General features: G+C 59.2%; 15 protein-coding genes and 1 tRNA gene. 7 read left to right on the top strand and 9 right to left on the bottom strand.

Translation table 11 applies throughout. From position 1 onward, the window contains the following. Window positions 1–68: 68 nt before the first annotated feature. Together CLV84_RS11690 and CLV84_RS11685 are read right to left on the bottom strand one after the other, a co-directional pair. Complete coding sequence (locus tag CLV84_RS11690; RefSeq protein WP_104419974.1) at window positions 69–4211, bottom strand: alkaline phosphatase PhoX; 4143 nt, start codon at window positions 4209–4211, stop codon at window positions 69–71. Between the two features lie 112 nt (window positions 4212–4323). Beyond that, window positions 4324–6141 (bottom strand): cytochrome-c peroxidase, encoded by a 1818-nt coding sequence (locus tag CLV84_RS11685; protein ID WP_104419973.1) that lies wholly within the window; start codon window positions 6139–6141, stop codon window positions 4324–4326. Between the two features lie 226 nt (window positions 6142–6367). On the opposite strand from CLV84_RS11685, the gene CLV84_RS11680 reads away from it, so the two are divergent. Both CLV84_RS11680 and CLV84_RS22325 read left to right on the top strand, forming a co-directional pair. Beyond that, window positions 6368–6441: transfer RNA gene (locus CLV84_RS11680), tRNA-Met, on the top strand. A gap of 734 nt (window positions 6442–7175) precedes the next feature. Beyond that, the gene (locus CLV84_RS22325; RefSeq protein WP_104419972.1) at window positions 7176–7469 is read left to right on the top strand and encodes a GIY-YIG nuclease family protein; all 294 of its coding nucleotides are present in this window, start codon (window positions 7176–7178) and stop codon (window positions 7467–7469) included. Window positions 7470–7818: 349 nt separating this feature from the next. Here CLV84_RS22325 and metF read toward each other — a convergent pair whose 3' ends face one another. From metF to CLV84_RS11645, 6 genes are all read right to left on the bottom strand, one after another. Further along, the gene (metF, locus tag CLV84_RS11670) at window positions 7819–8781 is read right to left on the bottom strand and encodes a methylenetetrahydrofolate reductase [NAD(P)H] (protein WP_104419971.1); all 963 of its coding nucleotides are present in this window, start codon (window positions 8779–8781) and stop codon (window positions 7819–7821) included. A 215-nt stretch (window positions 8782–8996) separates the two neighbouring features. Beyond that, window positions 8997–10073, bottom strand: coding sequence for an ATP-binding protein (locus tag CLV84_RS11665; RefSeq protein WP_104419970.1), 1077 nt, complete (start codon window positions 10071–10073; stop codon window positions 8997–8999). A gap of 12 nt (window positions 10074–10085) precedes the next feature. After that, window positions 10086–10577 (bottom strand): DUF6702 family protein, encoded by a 492-nt coding sequence (locus CLV84_RS11660; RefSeq protein WP_104419969.1) that lies wholly within the window; start codon window positions 10575–10577, stop codon window positions 10086–10088. Between the two features lie 90 nt (window positions 10578–10667). After that, on the bottom strand, window positions 10668–11147 hold the full coding sequence (locus tag CLV84_RS11655) for a hypothetical protein (RefSeq protein ID WP_104419968.1): 480 nt from the start codon (window positions 11145–11147) through the stop codon (window positions 10668–10670). 121 nt (window positions 11148–11268) lie between these two features. Continuing rightward, a complete protein-coding gene (locus CLV84_RS11650) occupies window positions 11269–12591 on the bottom strand; it encodes a M56 family metallopeptidase (protein WP_104419967.1) in 1323 nt (440 codons plus the stop codon). Next, window positions 12588–12953, bottom strand: a complete 366-nt coding sequence (locus CLV84_RS11645) for a BlaI/MecI/CopY family transcriptional regulator (RefSeq protein ID WP_104419966.1) — start codon at window positions 12951–12953, stop codon at window positions 12588–12590. The genes CLV84_RS11650 and CLV84_RS11645 overlap by 4 nt, the downstream gene beginning before the upstream one ends. Before the next feature lie 259 nt (window positions 12954–13212). Here CLV84_RS11645 and CLV84_RS11640 point away from each other — a divergent pair, with 259 nt between their 5' ends. The 5 genes from CLV84_RS11640 to CLV84_RS11620 all read left to right on the top strand — a co-directional run bounded on the left by CLV84_RS11640 (window position 13213) and on the right by CLV84_RS11620 (window position 18523). Further along, window positions 13213–13533 (top strand): hypothetical protein, encoded by a 321-nt coding sequence (locus tag CLV84_RS11640; RefSeq protein ID WP_104419965.1) that lies wholly within the window; start codon window positions 13213–13215, stop codon window positions 13531–13533. Between the two features lie 37 nt (window positions 13534–13570). Next, window positions 13571–15418, top strand: coding sequence for a DNA mismatch repair endonuclease MutL (gene mutL / locus CLV84_RS11635; RefSeq protein ID WP_104419964.1), 1848 nt, complete (start codon window positions 13571–13573; stop codon window positions 15416–15418). A gap of 110 nt (window positions 15419–15528) precedes the next feature. After that, the gene (locus CLV84_RS11630; protein ID WP_104419963.1) at window positions 15529–16395 is read left to right on the top strand and encodes a rhomboid family intramembrane serine protease; all 867 of its coding nucleotides are present in this window, start codon (window positions 15529–15531) and stop codon (window positions 16393–16395) included. An 83-nt stretch (window positions 16396–16478) separates the two neighbouring features. Further along, complete coding sequence (locus CLV84_RS11625; RefSeq protein ID WP_104419962.1) at window positions 16479–17480, top strand: rhomboid family protein; 1002 nt, start codon at window positions 16479–16481, stop codon at window positions 17478–17480. A 5-nt stretch (window positions 17481–17485) separates the two neighbouring features. Further along, a complete protein-coding gene (locus tag CLV84_RS11620) occupies window positions 17486–18523 on the top strand; it encodes an endonuclease/exonuclease/phosphatase family protein (protein WP_104419961.1) in 1038 nt (345 codons plus the stop codon). Between the two features lie 157 nt (window positions 18524–18680). On the opposite strand, the gene lpdA is transcribed toward CLV84_RS11620, so the two are convergent. Beyond that, complete coding sequence (gene lpdA, locus CLV84_RS11615; RefSeq protein WP_104419960.1) at window positions 18681–20084, bottom strand: dihydrolipoyl dehydrogenase; 1404 nt, start codon at window positions 20082–20084, stop codon at window positions 18681–18683. Window positions 20085–20146: the final 62 nt, after the last annotated feature.

Below are 20146 nucleotides of genomic sequence, written 5' to 3'. Positions count from 1 at the left end.
AAAGTAAAGTGCCCAAGTGCACCGGTGGAACCGGTTGCACTCGGGCGCGACGAAAAAAAGGAGAACGATTACCGGCTGAAGTGAATCATGCGGTGGGTGACTTGGTCACCGGCCGTAATCTTGAGGACCACGGTCTGGTTAAGACTACCGAAGGGGGAAACTTCGTAGGTCCACGTATGCGTTCCGGGCATTCCCTTGACCCGGTCGAGTTCGGTGATCCGCCTTCCGGTCAGGTCGAACAGTTCGAAGGTCAGGTCCAGGTTGGCGGTTTCGTCCATCCGGATCGAGAGCTTACCCGTAGTGGGGTTCGGGAATACGGAAAGACCGGTCGTTTTGGCCAAATCGGTTACGCTGGTCGATTGAACGACCTCGATGTAATCGACCCGGGTGATGGTATCTCCGCCCTGTCCGTTGGCCACCGCCAGGCGTACCTGGTACAGTCCGAGTCCGTTATACCGGACCGTCACCATCGAATCGGAAGAAATGGCGGGAACGCCACCGTCGAACACCCATTGCCGTTCGGTAACGCCGTTGGCACTCACGTCGGTGAAGTGCACGGTCTCTCCTACCGCTACCCGCTGTACGTCGGATACGAAGGCAACGACGGGGGGCTGAGCACCGAGCTCGCCGCTTCTGGCGATCACTACCGACGCCGAAGCGTCAAACACTACTTCGTCTCCGGTAGCATCCTCCTGTGGCTGGTTGGCTCCACTCGGATGTTGTACGCTGAAGAAACCGAAGCGATAATCGGGGCTGAACGTCAGGCCGGTCGGCTCCGATCCGATGGGCACGCTGGCGAAGAGTTCCACCTTCGGAGCCTCCTGGGTGTGGTCGGGGCGCACCATCCAGATGTAGTTATTGCCACCGTCCTGCAGTACCCAGAGGTTGCCGCGGTCGTCGAAGGTCAGGTTGTCGTTACCGCCGCCCCAGGGCTCGACGAAGACGCCGTCCGCGGTATTCAGTACGTAGCTCATACCCCCCACGAAGGTTTCGAATTCGGTGACGCCATCCGCGCCGTCGGTAAAGCGGTAGGTCCGGCTGGCTCCCTTGGCCGCGAAGTAGATCTGACCGGTGAGCGGGTTGACCTCTACGTCTTCGATGCCGTTGAAGTTGGTAGCGTTGAGCGCGATGGCGAGCGAACGGGTATTGTTGCGGTCCTCCTTAGTGGTGTTGGGTACCACGACCCAGCTTCCGGTGGTGCCGGTGGGCTCGTACTCCACCACCGGATCGTCCAGTACCAGGGTGTATAGCGTACCGCTAGAAAGGTCGCGGGGGTTATCGGCCACGAATTTAAACAGGGCGCTGGAGCCACCGTCTTCCCCGGTAAAGAGCGTCACTTCGTCGTCGAGCACCAGGGCGTTCTCGTGACTGATGTTGCCTACGGCCCACAGTTTCTCTTGCTTTCCTTCGGTGGAGGTTACGATTTTGGGGTCTCCACCTTCTCCGTAGCTTAGGACACGGGCGGTGACGGGATCGATTTCGACCAGCCAGCCCACGTCGGTGTAGCCGTCGTTGTTCGCATCGCCGCTGTTGCCGGTTTCTTCGGCCGTAATGACGGTACCCCACGGCGTGATGCCGCCGGAACAGTTGCGCGTCGTAGTCACCAGATTTTCGTTGTAGAAATCGACGGCCTGGGAGTTGTCGATCTGCCAAAGCCGGGAGAGGGAGTCGTAGTGCAGATCCACCATCGATACTCCGCCCGGGGTGTTCTCGTGGTTGATACTCAGGTGGCCCCGCTCGCTACTTCCGTCGGTGGGTACGTAAGCGGTAAAGTCGTGGTTGCCCGGTACGGTGCCACCGCCGATGGTGTAGGCCGTTCCCTGCTTGTGGATGAGCTGGAAGCGATGACTGGTATCGGGGATGATCAGCTTCGTGGTCTGGGCGGTTGGCGCGATCGAGGTGAAACAGGCGATGTGGTCCGCCCCTTCCGTACAGCCGAGTGCCGGCGGGTTCACCACGGGCGCGGCGTCCAGGTACAGGTCGAATACCAGATCCGAGCTCGTGGGAGAAACCTGGTGGATTTCGACCGCGAGCGTATTGACGCCGTCGCGGAAGCGGGAAGGCAGGAGGGTTGTGGTCACGTAAGCCGCTTCGAGCGTCCCCCCGATTATTTCGCTGGCGAAGGTGCGGTAATCGACGGTGTCGCCGGCGGGCATATTCGAGCGAAGGATTTCCTCACCGTTGAGGTAGACGATGGCGCCGTCGTCCCGCCGCAGCCCCAGCTGTATGCTATCGGGTAGCTCGGCCGGATCGATGTCGATCTCCCGGCGGAAGTAGCTGGTGACGTATTTATCGTCGGGGTCGGGACCGTACTTGATCTCGGTGGTGGCGTCGTCGCCGTAGCCGAGCGGACCGTAGCCCCATTCCCAGGCATCGTCGAAGCGGGCGTAGGTCGTATCCTGCCAGGCAACGCTGTCCAGGGAGCGGCCGGTATCGAGGAAGTGCCAGGCCGATCCCTTCGCGAGCGGGTAGGTCGCCGGTTCCAGCGGGGGCAGCGTGAAGGACACCTCCATATCGAAGGCGACGTCGTCGCTGGTCGGATCCGATTGGTGGAGTTCGACCGCGATGACGTTCAGTCCGTCGCGTAGGAGGTTACCGGTTTTGGACCGGTAGTAGGCGGTTTCTGCCGGCCCGGCTACGTTGTTTTGGGCGTAGTCGTCGAACGTGACGGGGCCCACCCGCATATTTTGCCGGAAGGCCTCCTCCCCGTTGACGTACACGATCACGCCGTCGTCGCGCAGCACGTCGAATAGCAGGCTGTCGTACTGGCTGGCGTCCTCCACTTCGAAGAGGTGGCGGAAGTAGGTTGTCACGTGCCGGTTAAGGGTGTCGTTGCCGTAGTCGATTACGGTCGATGCCCGGCCGTCGCCGTAGCCCAGCGGGGCATCGCCGTAGGCCCAGTTTGCATCGTCGTAGTCTAGTCCGGTCCAGTCCGCTTCGTCCAGCGAGATTCCACTGTCAAGGTACTTCCAGGAAGATGCACGGGCTACGGGAAAGGAACCGTTCAGGTATTCCAGCGGAGGGAAGTAGGTGACCACCAATTGGGCACTGGCTTCGGGGCTCTTGTCGTAGCTCTGAGCGGTGCGCTTCCCGGTGTTCCCGGAGTAGCCCGGAACGTTGAGGGCTATGGGGTCGACCATACCGATCACCACGGCATTACCATTGCGCCAATCCTCCCGGTTGATGAGCTGCTGCAGCGATCCGGAGAGGTCGGGGGTCCGCTGCTCCGGTCCGGCAGCATCTTCGGTAGTCCAGTCGGGAATGTCGTTCCAGAATACTTCCAGGGCAAAATCTCGATCGGTGGGCAAATAACTTCCCCCGATCGGATCGGGATCGCCCGATTCCTCGAAGAGGATCATGACGTCCACGTCGCCGCCGGTGGTCACTTCGTCTACCGTGAATTGAACGTAGGCGCTACCGATGGTCGAGTTGGCGGGAAGGGATACCTCGGGGAACCGCAGACTGACCACCTGGGGTGTTTCGCCATCCGTGGTCAGTTCCAGATCGGAACTGTTGGTGTACAGGCTACCATTGCTCAGGTCGCTCTCTACGTCGTCCTCGCTGGCGGTCAGGGAGAAGGTGGCGGTCATGGCCTTGACGTACTCGACGACCAGCATGGGGGCTTCGGAGGGGGTTCCGTCGTAGGATTCCGCGGTGCGTTCGCCCGTTCCGGTCAGGATAAAGGATACGGCGTTACCGCTCGCCCAGCCGTCACGGCTGATCACGGCCTGGACAAGGTCGGCAAGGTTGGGTGTGCGTTGGTCTTCACCGGCATCGCCGGCGCTCGTCCATTCCGGAATGTCGCTCCAGGTAATGGTATCGGCTACTACGGGGCGACCGGAGATGCCGCCACTGGTCTCGTCGAAGGTCGCGGCGTCGTCCGTATCCTCCACCATGATCAGCACGGAGCCGCCCAGGTTGTCCGTCTCGTCGACGGTAAATTGGATGTAAGCGTTCGTGATGAAGGCATCGGCCGGAACTTCGAGCGCGGGGAAGCGAAGCCCGATGAATTGATTGTTGCCATCCCGGACGAGCTCCACGTCGGAACTCGTCAGATCGATGGCGCCGGGATTGGAAGCGTCCGCCCCCGCTTCCTCGGCATCGTCGCTACTACTGGCGATGCGCACCGAAGTAGTTTGGAACTGGGCCGTGAGCGGCAACGCACCCAGCAGGAAGAGCATGATTAAACAAAGGGTAGATGTGTTAGGCATAGAGACTGGAATTTTTAGGTCTGTTCCAAAGGTCTCTATGGGGTGTGTCCTGGAAATTAAAGCACTGTTAAGTGCATTTAATTCACAATATCTTCACAATGACACATCCTGCTTAACGTGTGGTTAGCTCCGAAAGGGCGGGGATCGGATCGGTGAGCGATTCCATGAACGCGATCAAGGCGGCTTTTTCGTGCGGGGTCAGTTGCAAACGATCGGCGGGGAGGGTTTGATTAGCGACTTCCAGGCCGATACCCGCTCCCCCACCGAGATCGTAAAAATTCACGACCGCTTCCAAACTGCTATACGCCCCGTTATGAAAGTAGGGAGCCGTTAGCGCGGCGTTGCGCACGGTAGGTGTTTTAAAGGACCGCTCGTAGATCCATACGTTTTCGTATTCCAGCCCCCCTGCGGCTCGTCCGCGGTCGGCATCCAGCGTTTTGGTCCAGTCGTGGGGCTTAGCCAGTACCCCGAGTATCTCACTTTCGTTATCCATATATAAGGGAGGTACCAAACCCGAAAAGGTGGGCGCGAAATGACAGGTGCCGCAGCCCGCCTTGCCCATGAACAGGTTGTACCCCCGGCGCGCCAGCGAATCGAGTACGTCGGTTTCTCCCCGTGCATACCGGTCGAACGGGCTATTGAAGGAGCGGAGGGACAGCACGTAGCTAGCCAGAGCGGCGCGAAACGTGGCCTCGTTAATGGTGGCCCGGCGGCCGAACGCTTCTTCGAAAGCAGCGCTATACGTAGGACTTTCGCTCAATCGCCGGATGAGGCGAGGGTAATCCGTGTCGAATTCCCCGTGGTCGTAAATCACGTGCTCGGCCTGCTGCTCCAGGGAGAAGGCACGGAGATCGTAAAAATACCGATCCGCATAGACCGCATTGATCAAAGTGGGTGCGTTCCGATCGGTGATCCCCAGGCTTCCGTCGGTGAATGCCCGCTCCGGCCGGTGACAGCTGGCGCAACTCAGGGTACCCGTTTCACTGAGCGCGGGGTCGTAAAAAAGCCGTTCTCCGAGGGCGCGTAATTTCGGTCCGTCTTCCTCCGCCCGAAGTTCCGTGTAGGCGTAGGGATCTAGAAATTCATCGGCGAAGAGCGATAAGCCATTCGGATTCCGTCCGGTCGGAAATCGAACGGCGGCCGGTAGCCCCGCTTCCCGCTGAAGCTCTCCCAGCTCCCGGTATAGGCCGTTCAGATAGTCCCGCTGGAAAGCTAATCGGTCGAAATCATCAAAATGCGCAACCCGGGAGAGGTGTAAGGCCGCCCCGTCGAAGGTATTGAGCAGGCCGGAAAAGGCGGGAAAATCCGCGAGTACGGATTGCTCCCGTAGAATGGTTGCCATGGCTTCGAGGGCTGCCTTTGCTTCCGGAATCCCCATCAGCGAGCCCGGCGTATCGAAGCCGGTGAGATAAAGCGTCGGAATGCGGATCACTTCCATCCGCATGGCCTCCAGTACTTCCTCCAGGGCATAGGGTCGACCGGCCACTTCCCCGGCCAGCTGGCGGGCGTGGGTTTGTACGTCTTTCGCCAGTATGGCGATTTGTTCCTTATCGAGGGGATCCGTGTACACCATTTCATCGAGCACTTGCAGTCCCCGCGGCGGTTCGATCGTGGAATGGGTACCGTATTTCTCCGCCTTCAGCAAGGGGGCCCCATTGAAGTGTTTGGTCGCGAAACTCGGATAGTAGTAGTCGATCAACCAGGCCGTTCGCTTGTAGGCCAGGCGCGCATCCGCTACGGCACGTTGCAGTTCCTGCGCTCCGGCGCCCCCATTGCGAACGGCTTCCGAAACCGCAACCAGGTTGTCGGTCCGGGTGACGAAGACCGCGTAGGCTGCTCCCGGTTCTCCGAGCACCGCCCGCTGTTTGGTAAAGGACAGATTCAAACCGAGCGCGATCAACACGGCGAGAAAACAGACTACTGGCTTCATGGGCCGCAAAGTACCCGGCGACCTTGAAGCGCAGGTTAAGGCCAAATTAAGCTTGCTGGAAGTCGTTTCCCCTGCTCCATTCGGGCACGAGTACACCCTTTTCAGCCGGCCGTCCGAAAACACGAATTAAAAGGAGGTCTTCGACTTGCGTTGGTATGGGACTTCTTGTATATTTGCACCCGCTTACACGAAGCCTGGGGTCGAGGGCCCTGCGGTGACGTATAATGGCGCGGTAGCTCAGCCGGTTAGAGCGCAGGATTCATAATCCTGAGGTCGGGTGTTCGAGTCACCCTCGCGCTACGAAGGACTTTCCCAGATCGGGGAAGTCCTTTTTTTATGTGACGCAGGATGCATAATCCTGAAGTCGGCCCCGATAACTATCGGGGGAGTCACCCTCGCGCTACGAAGGACTTTCCCAGATCGGGGAAGTCCTTTTTTTATGTGACGCAGGATGCATAATCCTGAAGTCGGCCCCGATAACTATCGGGGGAGTCACCCTCGCGCTACAAAGGACTTTCCCAGATCGGGGAAGTCCTTTTTTTATGTAACGCAGGATGCATAATTCTGAGGTCGGCCCCGATAACTATCGGGGGAGTCACCCTCGCGCTACAAAGGACTTTCCCAGATCGGGGAAGTCCTTTTTTTATGTAACGCAGGATGCATAATTCTGAGGTCGGCCCCGATAACTATCGGGGGAGTCACCCTCGCGCTACAAAGGACTTTCCCAGATCGGGGAAGTCCTTTTTTTATGTAACGCAGGATGCATAATTCTGAGGTCGGCCCCGATAACTATCGGGGGAGTCACCCTCGCGCTACAAAGGACTTTCCCAGATCGGGGAAGTCCTTTTTTTATGTGACGCAGGATGCATAATCCTGAAGTCGGCCCTGATAACTATCGGGGGAGTCACCCTCGCGCTACAAAGGACTTTCCCAGATCGGGGAAGTCCTTTTTATTGATCCTACTGGATACATTATATTGAGGTCAGCTCGACTCCGTTTTCGGAACTACCCTCGTTTCCAAATTTCCCTTGTAGTTGTTTTACGTTTACATTTTGTATAGCGAACGCATCCATCGCTGTTACATTGGAAGTACAGCGCTAGCCCCCAAAGAGCGTCTACAACAGCATAATTCCGTGGATAAGTCCACCCCCTTTACAGCGAAAGGACAGCCCTGGATGCTTGTGTCGAGCATGGTCTGCACGACACGTCTACAGGCACTCCGGGTGGAACGTCACATTAAGCGTATGAAAAGCAAAGTGTACATCCAGAACTTGGTAACCTACTTCGAGATGCGGGAAAAGCTTATAGCCCGCTACGCGGAACATTGATCAGGCGTTTGAACTGTTGGTCGCGTTTGCTATAATTGAGATGGCACTTAATTTCTGCAACTGCTTTTACGAAGCGGGGGGCAAGGGGACCTGCGGTGAAGTTTCTAGGCACTGTAGCTTTTCGATAGCTATCGGGAATATAGAGCGCAGGATTTATAATCCTGAGGTCGGCCCCGATAACTATCGGGGGAGTCACCCTCGCGCTACAAAGGACTTTCCCGGATCGGGGAAGTCCTTTTTTGTGCCGTGCAGGATGCATCGTCCTGAGGCCACCCCCCCAAAGGTGTCGGGATATCAGGGCAGACACCCTCGCGAAACGGGAGCTTATCGGCGGAGAAAAGGTCCTTCCTTATGCCACCTGCTCCGCAATCGACTGAATGGTAGAGCTATCGCCCATGGTGTAGTAGTGCAAGCAAGGGACATCCCGCTCCTTCAGTTCCTTGCTCTGTGCGGCGCACCATTCGATCCCGACCTGGGTACGGGCGTCGCTGCTTTTAGCCTGGGAGATTTCCCGAACGAGGTCATCGGGCAGGTCGATGTGGAACAGGCGGGGGATGGAATTCAGCTGATAGAGCTTCGTCAGTGGTTTCAATCCCGGCACGATGGGGACGTTGATGCCGACCTTGCGGCAGGCGTCGACGTAATCGAAGTACTTCTGGTTATCGAAGAACATTTGGGTCACGATGTAGTCGGCCCCGGCTTCCACTTTCTGCTTGACGTACCGTAGGTCGTGCTCCAGGTTGGCGGCCTCGAAATGCTTTTCGGGGTAGCCGGCCACCCCGATACAGAAGTCCGTCTTACTGGCGTGTTCCCCCTTAATCAGGTCGTCGAGGTATTTCCCGTCGTTCATATCGACAATTTGCCCGACGAGTTCACAGGCGTAATTGTGGCCGTCTTCCTCGGGAATGAACCGTCCTTCGAATTTCCGGGCGTCGCCACGCAGGGCCAGTACATTCTGTACATCCAGGAAAGCGAGGTCGATCAGGGCGTTTTCGGTATCCTGCTTGGTAAAGCCGCCGCACAGCAGGTGGGGGACCGCATCGACGCCATAGCGGTGCATGATCGCCGCACAGATACCCACGGTGCCGGGCCGCTTCCGGATGGCCGTTTTCTCGTAATACCCGCTGGCCCGTTTCTTGTACACGTATTCTTCCCGGTGGTAGGTCACGTCGATAAACGGAGGTTTGAATTCCATCAGCGGATCCAGCGTATCGAAGATCGCCTGCATGCTCCCACCCTTGAGGGGAGGTAAGACTTCAAAGCTAATGAGGGTCTGGCCGTCGGCCTGTTTAAAATGCTCAGTTACTCGCATATTATACGGGCTGTCGCCCTTATTAGAGGACCTTCGACCAGTGAATGGCCTTCGGCCGGTAGAGACTCGCCTCGCTCGCCGGTAGGAAGGACCACCCCATCCTACCAGCCTGCAACGAAGCGTTTAATTTTTGGGGTTGCAAAAGTACGTAACCTCATCGGGAACGATTCGTTCATCTTAACCCGCGACCGCAGGGAGCCCCTACCAGCGAGCGTCTAAACCCGCAGCGATTCAAACAACTCCTCCCATCCTTTCCGATTCCGCACCACCACGTCCACGTACTCCCGCCACACCGCGCCGTCCCGCTCCGGATCCTTTACCACGGCACCGGAAAGACTGGCCGCCAGGTGCTCGGTTTCGATATCGCCGGTACCGAAATGGTGGCTGAGGGCCCGGCTCTGGTTGACCACGGAAATGGCTTCCGCGGTGGAAAGGGTCGAGCTGGGCGACTTCACCTGGGTGCGGCCGTCCTCGGTGCGCCCGTTGCGCAGTTCCCGGAAGATAGTGACCAGGCGCGTGATCTCGACCACCGCGTCCTTTTTTACGGGCGGAAGCTGCATGCGCTCGGCGGCGGCGCGGCTACGGTCGGTGACGATGCGTACTTCTTCCTCCAGCGTAGCCGGCAGCGGCATTACCACGGTGTTAAAGCGGCGACGCAACGCGCTCGAGAGCTCGTTCACGCCCCGGTCGCGATCGTTGGCGGTGGCGACCACGTTGAAGCCCCGGCGGGCCTGGGTTTCCCGACCCAGCTCGGGAATGGGCAGGATCTTTTCGGAGAGTACCGTGATCAACGCATCCTGGACATCGCTCGGCACCCGGGTGAGCTCTTCGATCCGTACCAGTTTGCCTGCCCGCATACCGACCATGATCGGGCTTGGCACCAGCGCCTCCTCACTCGGCCCCTCGGCCAGCAAGCGGGCGTAGTTCCAGCCGTAGCGCAGGGCGTCCTCACTCATGCCGGCCGTCCCCTGCACCAGTAACTTGGAATCTCCGCTGATGGCGGCGGTCAGGTGCTCGCTCACCCAGGTCTTGGCCGTTCCGGGAACGCCCACCAGCAGCAGGGCGCGGTCGGTTACCAGGCTGGCGACGGCGACCTCGATCAGGCGGCGGTCACCGAAGTACTTGGGCGTAATTTCCGTGCCATCGTCCAGCGTATCGCCCATAAGGTAGCGGACGACCGCCCGCGGGCTCAGCCGCCAGCCGGCCGGCCGTACCCCCGAATCTTGCGCTTCCAGGGCGGTAAGCTCGTGGGCGTAGGCGTCCTCGGCGTGGGGTCGTAGAATTTCATTCATGCAGGGGGTGGCTCAGAAGGTTTCGGCGGAGGAGGGCTTGTTGCGATCCATCAGCATGGTAGCCACCCGGCGGTCCCCGTCAAAGAGTTTGACGATGTTTTTTTGGTCGGCGTAGTATTCGGTCAGGACGCTGTTCTCGACCGTGATGCCGTCCGGATCGGACACCTCATTGGCCGCCAGGTAAATCCACAGGCCGTGCATGTCGTCCTCCAGCTCGTAGCCGATCATCTCTACCGGCAGTTTTTCTCCGTTCCAGTCGATACGGAAATGCTTCTCCAGGTAAGCCGTCAGGTACCGCTCGGCTTCGGCGTGCTCCTTTGCCGTGCCGATGCGGAGGCGGGGCGCGCCGGCCTCCTCCATGGCTTCTTCGATATCGTCCACGAACACCTGCATTTCGATCTGCAACTGATTACGATCGGCTACGTAGCGGACGTTCGTTTTGCTCACGTGGTAGTCGTGCACGGGCGGAGACAGGAACAAAAGCAGGGTCAGCAGGAGGGACATGGCGGTAACTTTGGACGGGGATACACAAAAATAGCCCGCTGCGGGGCAACGGGCTGGTAACAGTTATCCTTTCCGGAGGGTTGGACTACCCTATTCCTCCAGCTGGTAGTAAAAGACGAGGTGCAGGGAATCCGACGTTACGCCCGGGGCGTTGTCGAAGCCCATATTGACGAGGTAGCGGCCCATCCGTTCGGTCTCCTCGAGTAAGGCCCGGTCGCCGTTTACCTTCATCTGGCCGCCCACGGGGGCACCGCCGGTGTTGTCGGGGGTGACGACGGTCAGATTTAGCGGATCTTTGAGCTGGACCTGGGGCGTCAGGGGCACGGCCTTCCAGTCGGAGCCCTCCTCGGTGACGTAAATCTTCAGCAGGTAGGGACCGGTGCGGCGGGACTCGCGGGCCGTGGGCGGATAAATGACCTCCTCGTAGATGGTCTTGAGCAGGTGCTTCTGCGGGGAGTCCCCTTCGGCGGCGCCGCGCAGCGTGGGTCGTTCGACCTGGGCGGAGAGCGGGGCGGCCGCGAGCAACAGCAGCAGGGAGAGAGCTAAAAGTTTCGGAAAAAAGCGGTTCATAGCGTCGTTGGTTTACTAATGCTTGGTAGTGGCGTAAACCGGCGAGGGGGTGGGAAGGATTAATGGACGGAAATTTCCGCCGAAGCCCGGTTGGGTTTCCTCCTGCGCGCCGGCGCAAACCTTAGTTCTCCAGCATGAATTTTACTTCGAATTGCAAAACCGCAGGTACGGGCACGCCATTTTCGGTCGCGGGTTTAAAATTGCCGATGGACCGGATGGCACGCTCTACCTCGTCGTCCAAGCCTTCGGAAGCTTGCGTTGTGACAAGTTCGACGGCGGAGTCATTTAATCTATCGGAATAGCCTACTACCACAATTTTGTCTGGACCGGCTAACTCGGGTCCGCCGACCACCGCCGTTTTTACGTCCAGGATTTCGCCGGCGGCGGAAAGCCGAACCTCAGCGGCGATGGTACCGACACGGCCCATGTTCCGCTCGCTTGCCGGATACCGGACCTGGCCGTAAAAGCCATGCAAAAAGGTAGGATATTCCTTGTTAAGGGGTCGAGGAGCGGTCTCTTCCTGATGAAGTTGCGGGATAGTAAACACACGGGCCTCGGCCGTGGGTAAAACGTCTTCACCGAGACTTTCGGTGGTACAGGCCGCTACGAGAAATCCTAGCACTGCGACGAATACAGTCCAACGGGCAGGGCCGAACCGGCGGGGGGTGGTTTGCTGAGTTAACATGGCAATTCGCTTTTTAAGGGGTGAAGAAAACAGCGCCGGCACGAGGGTCGGCGACTGGGTGGCCCGCAGCAGCTGCCGGCCGTATACTTTGGGGTCGATGTCCCGCGTGACGGCGGCGTCGGCCTCGTATTCCTGCACTTCGCCGAGCAGGCGGGCGTAAAGCCAAACGAGCGGGTGAAACCACAGCCCGATGGTGGCCAGCTGCAGAAGCAAGCGCTCGTAGGGGTGGCCGGCGCGCAGGTGGGCCGCTTCGTGGAGCAGGGCCGTCCGTTCGAGGTCGGGAGCGAGCCGTTCGGGCAGGTAAATCCGCCCGAAGGCCGCATACGGCGACCGAACCAACGAACTGCGGACCACGCGGAATCCCCGGAAGGTTTCGGATGTTTTGGCGGCGGGGCGCAGGTGAATGGCCAACCGGTAAGCGGCACTGATTGATCCGACGACCACCCCTACCAACCAGGCCAGCAGGGCAAGGTCCCAGACAGCATAGGCGGTCGAGTCGGTCGTAGCCGCCGCGGAAGCCGGTTGCACGGCCGGTATCACGTAGCCGAGTAGGTCGGCGGGCAGGCGGGGTACCGCTACGGTTCCGCCCAACCCAATCGAGGGCAGCAGGGGGATTCCCCAGCCCAGGGCAAAGGCCAGCAGTAGGAAGCGGCGCCGGGCTCGCCAGTCGTCGCTCCGGCGAAAGGCCAGGGCGTAGAAGACGAGGAGAGCGGACCAGACCAGGGTGGCTTCACCGAGATAGTGGATGACGTCGTTCATTCTTCCTCCAGTTGGCGCACGAGCGCGTTGAGCTCGTCGAGGCTGAGGTTCTCATCCTTGACCAGGTAGCTCACCGCCGCCGAGCCGGAGCCGCCGAAGAAGCGCTTGACCAGGCGGCTCAGGCGCTGGCGGCCGTAGGCTTCCCGCGAGATGATGGGGGTATACACGAAGGTGCGGCTGTATTCGCGGTGGGAAAGAAAACCCCGTTCGTCGAGCGCGAGCGTGAGGGTGGAAATGGTACTGTGGGCAGGGAGGGTGCCGGTCTGCTCCTTAATACGTTGGCGGAGGTCACCGACGGTGCATTCGCCGAGCTCCCAGACGTGGTGCATCAGGTCTTCCTGGGCGCGGGTAAGTTTTTGCATAGCTAGCCATTTAACGTAAATATACGTTATATATCGTTACCAAACGACGGTCGCTGGTAGTTAAAGTGGTCGGACGACCATTCGTCGGACGAGAAGTGGCGCGACGACTAGTCGTCGGAGGAGCGGCCGCGCGACCACTTTCGCGCCAACGAGCCCTCAGTGGGGGAAGGGGGCAAGCTCCGAGCGTCCGCCAAACGACTCCGTTCACTCATCTTTTCCGCAGCCTTATTGTTAAATTTCCCTACACAAACGACGAATCATGGCCTTTCTCCGCCTCTTCAAGCCCCCCCGCAACCAGCAATTCTCCTACAAGCCTCGCTACTGGGACCCGAAAAAGGAGGAAGCCGAGGAGCGTCGCCTGCGCATCGAAACCCTTCAGAACGGGGGCGTGGATGGCATGAAAGAACGGCTCCGCGGCGGCTTTCGCAAGGGCAGCGGCGGTGAGGCCGCGGGGCGCTATCGCAACGAGCGGGTGCGCCGGTCTAACTACAGTTTGCTGATTATTCTGGTCACCCTGGTGGTGCTTAGTTACGTAGTTTACGTACTCTATTTCCCGGAGCTGGAGCAACTGCTCGGTTAATTCTTAGTAATTTGGCCATTGCAACCCATTCCCGTGTATGTCGGACAATCTCGTCCAGCTTCTTCCCGATGCCATAGCCAACCAGATTGCCGCCGGTGAGGTCATCCAGCGCCCCGCAAGCGTGGTGAAGGAGCTCGTGGAAAATGCCGTGGACGCGGGTGCCAGCGAGGTGAGCCTGATCGTGAAGGACGCCGGTAAATCGTTAATTCAGGTGATCGATAACGGTTGCGGCATGTCGGAGACCGACGCCCGGATGTCGCTGGAGCGCCACGCCACCAGCAAACTCCGGACCGCCGCGGATCTCTTTACCCTACACACGATGGGCTTTCGGGGAGAAGCCTTGGCCAGTATCGTCGCCATTGCGCAGGTAGAAATGAAGACCCGCCGGGCTACCGACGACCTGGGGACCCGGATCACCGTAGAAAGCAGCGAAGTACAAATTCAGGAGCCCACCGCGGCGCCTCCCGGCACCAGCATTGCCGTGCGGAACCTCTTCTTCAACGTGCCCGCCCGACGGAACTTTCTGAAAAGCGATTCGGTGGAACTGCGCCACATTCGCGAAGAATACATCCGCATCGCGCTGGCCCACCCCACCGTCCGCTTCGACCTCCACGTCAACGACAAATTGGACCTTTCCCTAGTGTCCGGCAACCTCCGGCAGCGGGTCATCGCCGTTTTCGGAAAAAAATACCGGGACATGCTCGTCCCCATCGAGGAAGCGACGGATGTACTCAGTATCGGCGGTTACGTAGGGAAGCCCGAAGCGGCCCGCAAGAGCAAGGTGGGTCAGTTCTTCTTTATCAACGACCGCTACATTCGCAGCAGCTACCTGCACCACGCCGTGACGATGGCCTACGACGAGTTGTTGGGAAAGGACAGTTACCCCTTCTACGTAATCTTCCTGGAGATCGACCCGGCGCGGATCGACGTAAACGTGCATCCCACCAAACAGGAGATCAAGTTCGAGGACGAGCGCCTCATCTACAATTACCTGAAGGCGACCATCCGCCACGGTCTCGGCCGCGCCAGCATCATGCCTACTATCGACTTCGAATCCGACAATCCCTTCTCGCCTTCCCGCACCCGCTACTCCGCGTCTCCGGCGGCCCAGGATCCCGACCAGGCGCTGCCCAGCAAGATGAACCGGGAAACGCCCCGCTCGCCCTCCCCCGACCCACCCGGCGAGGCGAGCCGGCACGCCAACAACCTGCGGCAGTGGGAACAGCTCTACGAAAACCTAGAAGTGGAGGTCGACACCGATACGGGCGAGGTACTGCAAAGCCGGCTGGGCCAGGAAGAGGATGCCGACACCCCGCCCGCCCAGGGACGAGCACCCGTCCAGCTCCACCACCGCTACATCCTGAGCGCCATCAAAAGCGGCTGGCTGCTGATCGACCAGCAGGCGGCCCACGAACGCATCCTGTACGAGGGCTTTTTGCGGACGCTGCGGGAAAAGCCGGCCACTTCCCAGAAGTCGCTGTTTCCCCAAACGCTGGACCTGCCCCACGCGGATGCCGAACTGATGCAATCCCTCCTTCCCGAACTGAATCAACTCGGTTTCGACCTCGAGGCCTTTGGCGGTGGCAGCTTCATCGTTCGGGGCATCCCCGCCGAACTGGCCGGTCGCAACAACGAACTGGATCTCCTGGAGCGGCTACTGCAGCAGTACAAACGCAACGTGGACTTTAGCAACAACGGTCACGACCGCTTGGCCCGCACCCTGGCCCGGGCCGCGGCGATCAAACGGGGAACCGGATTGGATGAAGCGGAAATGCGCTCGCTCATCGACCGCTTATTTGCGTGCGAGCAGCCGCGGATGGCGCCGAACGGAAAAAAATGCTTCGTCAAGTACGAGCTGGAGGCCGTCGAGCGGCTTTTCGAGTAGTAGGGCTTGCCCCGAGCTTTCGACCAAGCGGCTTCTGCGAGCTACCAACCACCACCGGCGGGGGGAACCCTAAGGCCATCCCAAGCATTAGGTAACAAATCTTCCCGCGCATGCCGCCCATGACTCCTCTGGTCAAAAATTTGCTCATCATCAACGTGGTGGTGTTCGCCCTGCTTAATTTACTCCCCTATCTCGGCATATCCACCAATGGCATGGCGGATTACCTGGCCCTGCACTACCCTACCAGTGACCGCTTTCACCCTATCCAGTTGGTATCCCACTTTTTCGTGCACGGCGGGCTCACCCACATCTTTTTCAATATGTTCGGCCTGGTCATGTTCGGGCCGCTCCTGGAAAGACGATATGGGGGCCAACGCTTCCTGATCCTTTACCTCGTGGCGGCGGCGGGTGCGGTAGCCCTGCATTTCGGTTGGACCTGGTACGAAATCAACGCCCTGGAAGACACCCTGGCCAGCTTCCGGGTCGACCCTACCCTCGCCTCCTTCACCGACTTTTTCTCCTCGGTCGATACGCGCAGTCTGACGATGGACGACGGCACCCCCGTCAGCCGCGTCGTGGGCGACATCGCCACCGAGCTTACCCTCAATAGCGACGACCCCAGCCTGGTACGCGAGGAAGCTACGGCGATGATGCAGGAATACATCGATTTCAAGACCGACGTACCCATGGTAGGGGCATCGGGAGCGCTGTACGGGGTGGTGGCAGCGTTCGCGATTCTGTACCCGAGCTTCCCGTTGATGCTCATCTTTCTCCCCATTCCGATCCGGGCCAAATTCTTCGTACCGATCCTGTTGGCGGTCGACCTCTTTTTGGGCGTCATGCAGTTCAGCTGGGACCCCATCGCCCACTTCGCGCACTTAGGCGGCGCTATTGCGGGCGGGTTGTTGGCCTACTTCTGGCACCGGAGCGATCCACCGGCCGGAGCCCAGCGCTGGGATCGGGGCGTACCCCGCTAATTATGTAGTTTACCGGGCATTATTGCCGGCTGCCTAAATCTTTTCGCCCCCAAAACGTTTGTAAAGGCACACCTTGGACAACTATGCTACAATCCATCTGGGACGATATTCGCCGGGAGTTCGATTATGGCAACATGATCAACCGCATCATCATCGTGAACGTCGCGGTTTACCTGTTCATCAACCTGGCCTGGGTTTTCCTGCGGGTATTTGAAGGCTGGCAGACTCCCAATCTTTACTTCGACATCCGGGATTTTCTGGCCATTTCCAGTTCGGGGTGGCACATGCTTACCCATCCCTGGTCGATCATCACCCACATGTTCCTGCACGAGGGGTTTTGGCATATTCTGTGGAATATGTTGTTCCTCTTCTGGTTCGGCCGCATTTTCGGTGATTTACTAGGTGACCGCCGGGTGCTTCCGCTGTACATTCTCGGTGGGCTGGGAGGGGCCCTCTTCTTCTTTATCGGCGCGGCACTGCCCAATTTTCCTGGTGGCGGCGGAGTGGCCTTTGGCGCCAGCGCCGCCGTGCTCAGTATCGTGGTGGCTGCGGCGGTCTTCGCGCCGGATTACAACGTTCGCCTCCTGATCATCGGCAACGTCAAACTGAAGTACATCGCCGCTTTCATGGTCATCATGAACGTGATCGGCCTCGGCGGCGACATGAACACCGGCGGTGCCTTCGGCCACATCGGTGGCATCTTTATCGGCTTCCTGTTTTCCTGGTACCTGCGGCGCGGTACGGACCTGACAACGCCCATCCGCTCGGCCATTGACGGGATCGATCGCTTTTACCACAACATCCTACGGCCCAGCAAGGACCACCGGAGCCGCGGGCCCAGAGCGGCCTTCCGCGGCGGCCGATCGGTCAAGGAAACCGCCACGAAGGAGCGGCCCGGCTTCATGCGTCGTGCCGGTGGAGCCCCTAAACCCAACCAATCATCCACCGGAGGTACCACCTCCACGGGAGAAGCCGGCCACCAGGAACAACTCGACGCCATTCTGGACAAGATTAAGGACAAGGGCTACAACAGCCTCACGAAGGAGGAAAAAGCCTTCTTATTCCGGGCCAGTAATCAAAATTAAGCCTGTTGCGTAAGCTGTTTCTACTTGCGGGCAATCTCGTTGCCCTTACGGCCGCCTTCGGTCTGCTGGCTCGCTACGTTTCCCCGGAGGTTTTCTGGCCCCCCGCCATCATCGCATTGTTATTGCCGGGCTTGCTACTGCTTACCCTGCTTTTCCTATGTATCCAACTCGCCCGAAAGCGGTGGGCATCCCTGATTTTTCCCGCTTTGGTACTGCTATTGTCCTGGCCCGTAGTCAATCGCCTGCTGGCCTGGCCAACCCAGCGGGATCCGCCACCACTCGACAGCCCTACGGTGACCGTAGTAACCGGCAATCAGCGAATGTTTCGCCACGATGACCGAACCGACGCCACCTTGGAAGAAGTCCGAAATTTCTTTTCCGGCACGAATACCGACATCTTACTGCTCCAGGAAACCTGGCCCCGACAGCGGAACAAGAATTACATCAGCGCCATGCAAGAAGGGACCGGTCTGGAAGAACGACACCAGCGGGACAAGACGCTCATTGCTACTTATGCCGACGGGATCGTGGGTCAAACAGAATATTTTCAGGATAGTGAATACCACGGGATTTTACTCACCGATGTACAGACCGAGTTGGGCACCCTTCGCATCATAAATTCGCATTTGCAATCCAATCGGATCAGTGACATGGCGGAAGGGATCAGCGGCGAGAACTCGCTGTCCAATCAGCTCACCACCTTCGGGCGTATGCTGGCCGGGTACGGACGCACCACGCGGCAGCGGGCCGCCCAGGCGCAGCAGATTCGCCGTTTCGTGGAGGAGAGCCCCTACCCGGTCATCCTGGGGGGAGATTTCAACGACGTCCCTTCTTCTTATATGTACAACGAGATCCTCTCCCCCCGCCTCCAGGATGCCTGGGTACAGGCCGGCACGGGATTAGGGACCACCTTTACCGGCCCCCTGCCCGGCTTACGAATCGACTACTTTATGGTGGATACCAGCCTGTCGGTAGTCAGTATGGAAAGACTGTCCTCTCCGTGGTCGGATCACCGGCCCCTCCGGCTCGTCGTGACCCAATAAAGACCGACATCACCATCGCAGCTCCCCGCTTAGTAGCCGGAGTATCGGGCGCCGTAGGAGCGCCGCCTTCCTTCCCGTAGCCTACAACGCTCCCGAAGGGGGGCACTTGCTCCTTACTTGCCAGTGTTCCATCGTCGGAGCGTCGGGGCGAGCATCCTTACACGTGCAGGGCCCGGTCGCCGGTCGCCGCTAGGGCAGCTTCCCGGAAAGCCTCCGTATAGGTCGGATGAGCGTGACTCATGCGGGCGGCATCTTCGGCACTGGCGCGGAACTCCATCAGGGCGACAGCCTCGGAAATCATGTCTGCGGCGCGGGCACCGACCATATGGACTCCGAGAATTTCGTCCGTTTCGGCGTCGGCCAGGACCTTCACCATCCCATCCAGGTCGGTACTGGCACGGGCCCGACCGAGGGCCTTAAAGGGGAATTTACCCGCTTTGTACTTAATGCCGGCCGCTTTCAGCTCTTCTTCGGTCTTACCAACGGCGGCTACTTCGGGCCAGGTGTACACTACGCCGGGGATAAGATTATAGTCTACGTGGGGTTGCTGACCGGCGATGTGCTCTACGGCGTAAATCCCTTCTTCCTCGGCCTTGTGGGCGAGCATGGCTCCGCGGACGACGTCGCCGATGGCGTAGATGTGGGGAACATTGGTCTGTAGGTGGTCGCCAACCTTGACCCGTCCGCGCTCGTCGACCTCGACGCCGGCCTTATCCAATCCGAGCTTGTCGGTATACGGCCGGCGGCCCATCGCCAGCAGGACGTAATCGTACTCCTTGGTGGTCGCTTCGCCGTTGCTTTGCTTCTCGAAGGTGAGCGTGGCACCTGCGTCCCCGCCCTTTACCGCGGTCACCTTATGACTGGTGTAGAAGTTCAGCCCGGTTTTCTTGAGCGACCGGGTCAGTTCCTTGCTGCAGTCCTTATCCATGGTGGGCAGGATACGGTCTTCCAGCTCGATCACGTCAACTTCCGTGCCGAGGCGACCGAACACGCTACCGAGTTCGAGTCCGATAACGCCGCCGCCAATGATGGCCATGCTTTTGGGCACCTCGGCGATATTCAGCGCTTCGGTGCTGGTGATCACCCGCTTTTTGTCGTAGTTGAACATGCCCGGGGTGATGGGCTTCGAGCCGGTGGCAATGATGAAATGCTCGGAAGTGATCGTCTTGTCTTCCCCTTCGTTCATGGCGATGGCCAGCTCCTTGGGACCCGTAAAGGAACCGTGGCCGTAGAAAACTTCAATCTTGTTCTTCTTCATCAGGAACTGAACGCCCTTTACGGTCTGATCCACCACCTCGTTCTTCCGCTTGATCATCTGCGGCATATTTACTTTCAGGCCACTGAGGTCGATACCGTGTTCGGTAAACTTGTCGTGGGCGTTGTGGTAGTGCTCGGAGCTGTCCAGCAGCGCTTTCGACGGGATGCAGCCAACGTTCAGGCAGGTGCCTCCGAGGCTGTCGTAGCGCTCGACGATGGCAACGTTCATCCCCAACTGGGCAGCGCGGATGGCGGCAACGTAGCCGCCGGGGCCACTACCGATGATGGTAAGGTCGAAATTCATGGATATCTCTTTGGGGTGATTGGCTAAAGTAACCGCTTCGGAGCGGAAAAGATGATGGCGGC

The sequence above is a fragment of the Neolewinella xylanilytica genome (assembly GCF_002934605.1).
Taxonomy (GTDB): Bacteria; Bacteroidota; Bacteroidia; order Chitinophagales; family Saprospiraceae; genus Neolewinella; species Neolewinella xylanilytica.
The sequence above is the reverse complement of the archived record's forward strand: the minus strand, read 5'-3'. Positions and strand labels throughout refer to the sequence as shown.

Coding starts and splice junctions, on each gene's coding strand:
- CLV84_RS11690 (WP_104419974.1), bottom strand. CDS start 4,211: ATGCCTAACACATCTACCCTTTGTTTAATCATGCTCTTCCTGCTGGGT.
- CLV84_RS11685 (WP_104419973.1), bottom strand. CDS start 6,141: ATGAAGCCAGTAGTCTGTTTTCTCGCCGTGTTGATCGCGCTCGGTTTG.
- metF (WP_104419971.1), bottom strand. CDS start 8,781: ATGCGAGTAACTGAGCATTTTAAACAGGCCGACGGCCAGACCCTCATT.
- CLV84_RS11665 (WP_104419970.1), bottom strand. CDS start 10,073: ATGAATGAAATTCTACGACCCCACGCCGAGGACGCCTACGCCCACGAG.
- CLV84_RS11660 (WP_104419969.1), bottom strand. CDS start 10,577: ATGTCCCTCCTGCTGACCCTGCTTTTGTTCCTGTCTCCGCCCGTGCAC.
- CLV84_RS11655 (WP_104419968.1), bottom strand. CDS start 11,147: ATGAACCGCTTTTTTCCGAAACTTTTAGCTCTCTCCCTGCTGCTGTTG.
- CLV84_RS11650 (WP_104419967.1), bottom strand. CDS start 12,591: ATGAACGACGTCATCCACTATCTCGGTGAAGCCACCCTGGTCTGGTCC.
- CLV84_RS11645 (WP_104419966.1), bottom strand. CDS start 12,953: ATGCAAAAACTTACCCGCGCCCAGGAAGACCTGATGCACCACGTCTGG.
- CLV84_RS11640 (WP_104419965.1), top strand. CDS start 13,213: ATGGCCTTTCTCCGCCTCTTCAAGCCCCCCCGCAACCAGCAATTCTCC.
- mutL (WP_104419964.1), top strand. CDS start 13,571: ATGTCGGACAATCTCGTCCAGCTTCTTCCCGATGCCATAGCCAACCAG.
- CLV84_RS11630 (WP_104419963.1), top strand. CDS start 15,529: ATGCCGCCCATGACTCCTCTGGTCAAAAATTTGCTCATCATCAACGTG.
- CLV84_RS11625 (WP_104419962.1), top strand. CDS start 16,479: ATGCTACAATCCATCTGGGACGATATTCGCCGGGAGTTCGATTATGGC.
- lpdA (WP_104419960.1), bottom strand. CDS start 20,084: ATGAATTTCGACCTTACCATCATCGGTAGTGGCCCCGGCGGCTACGTT.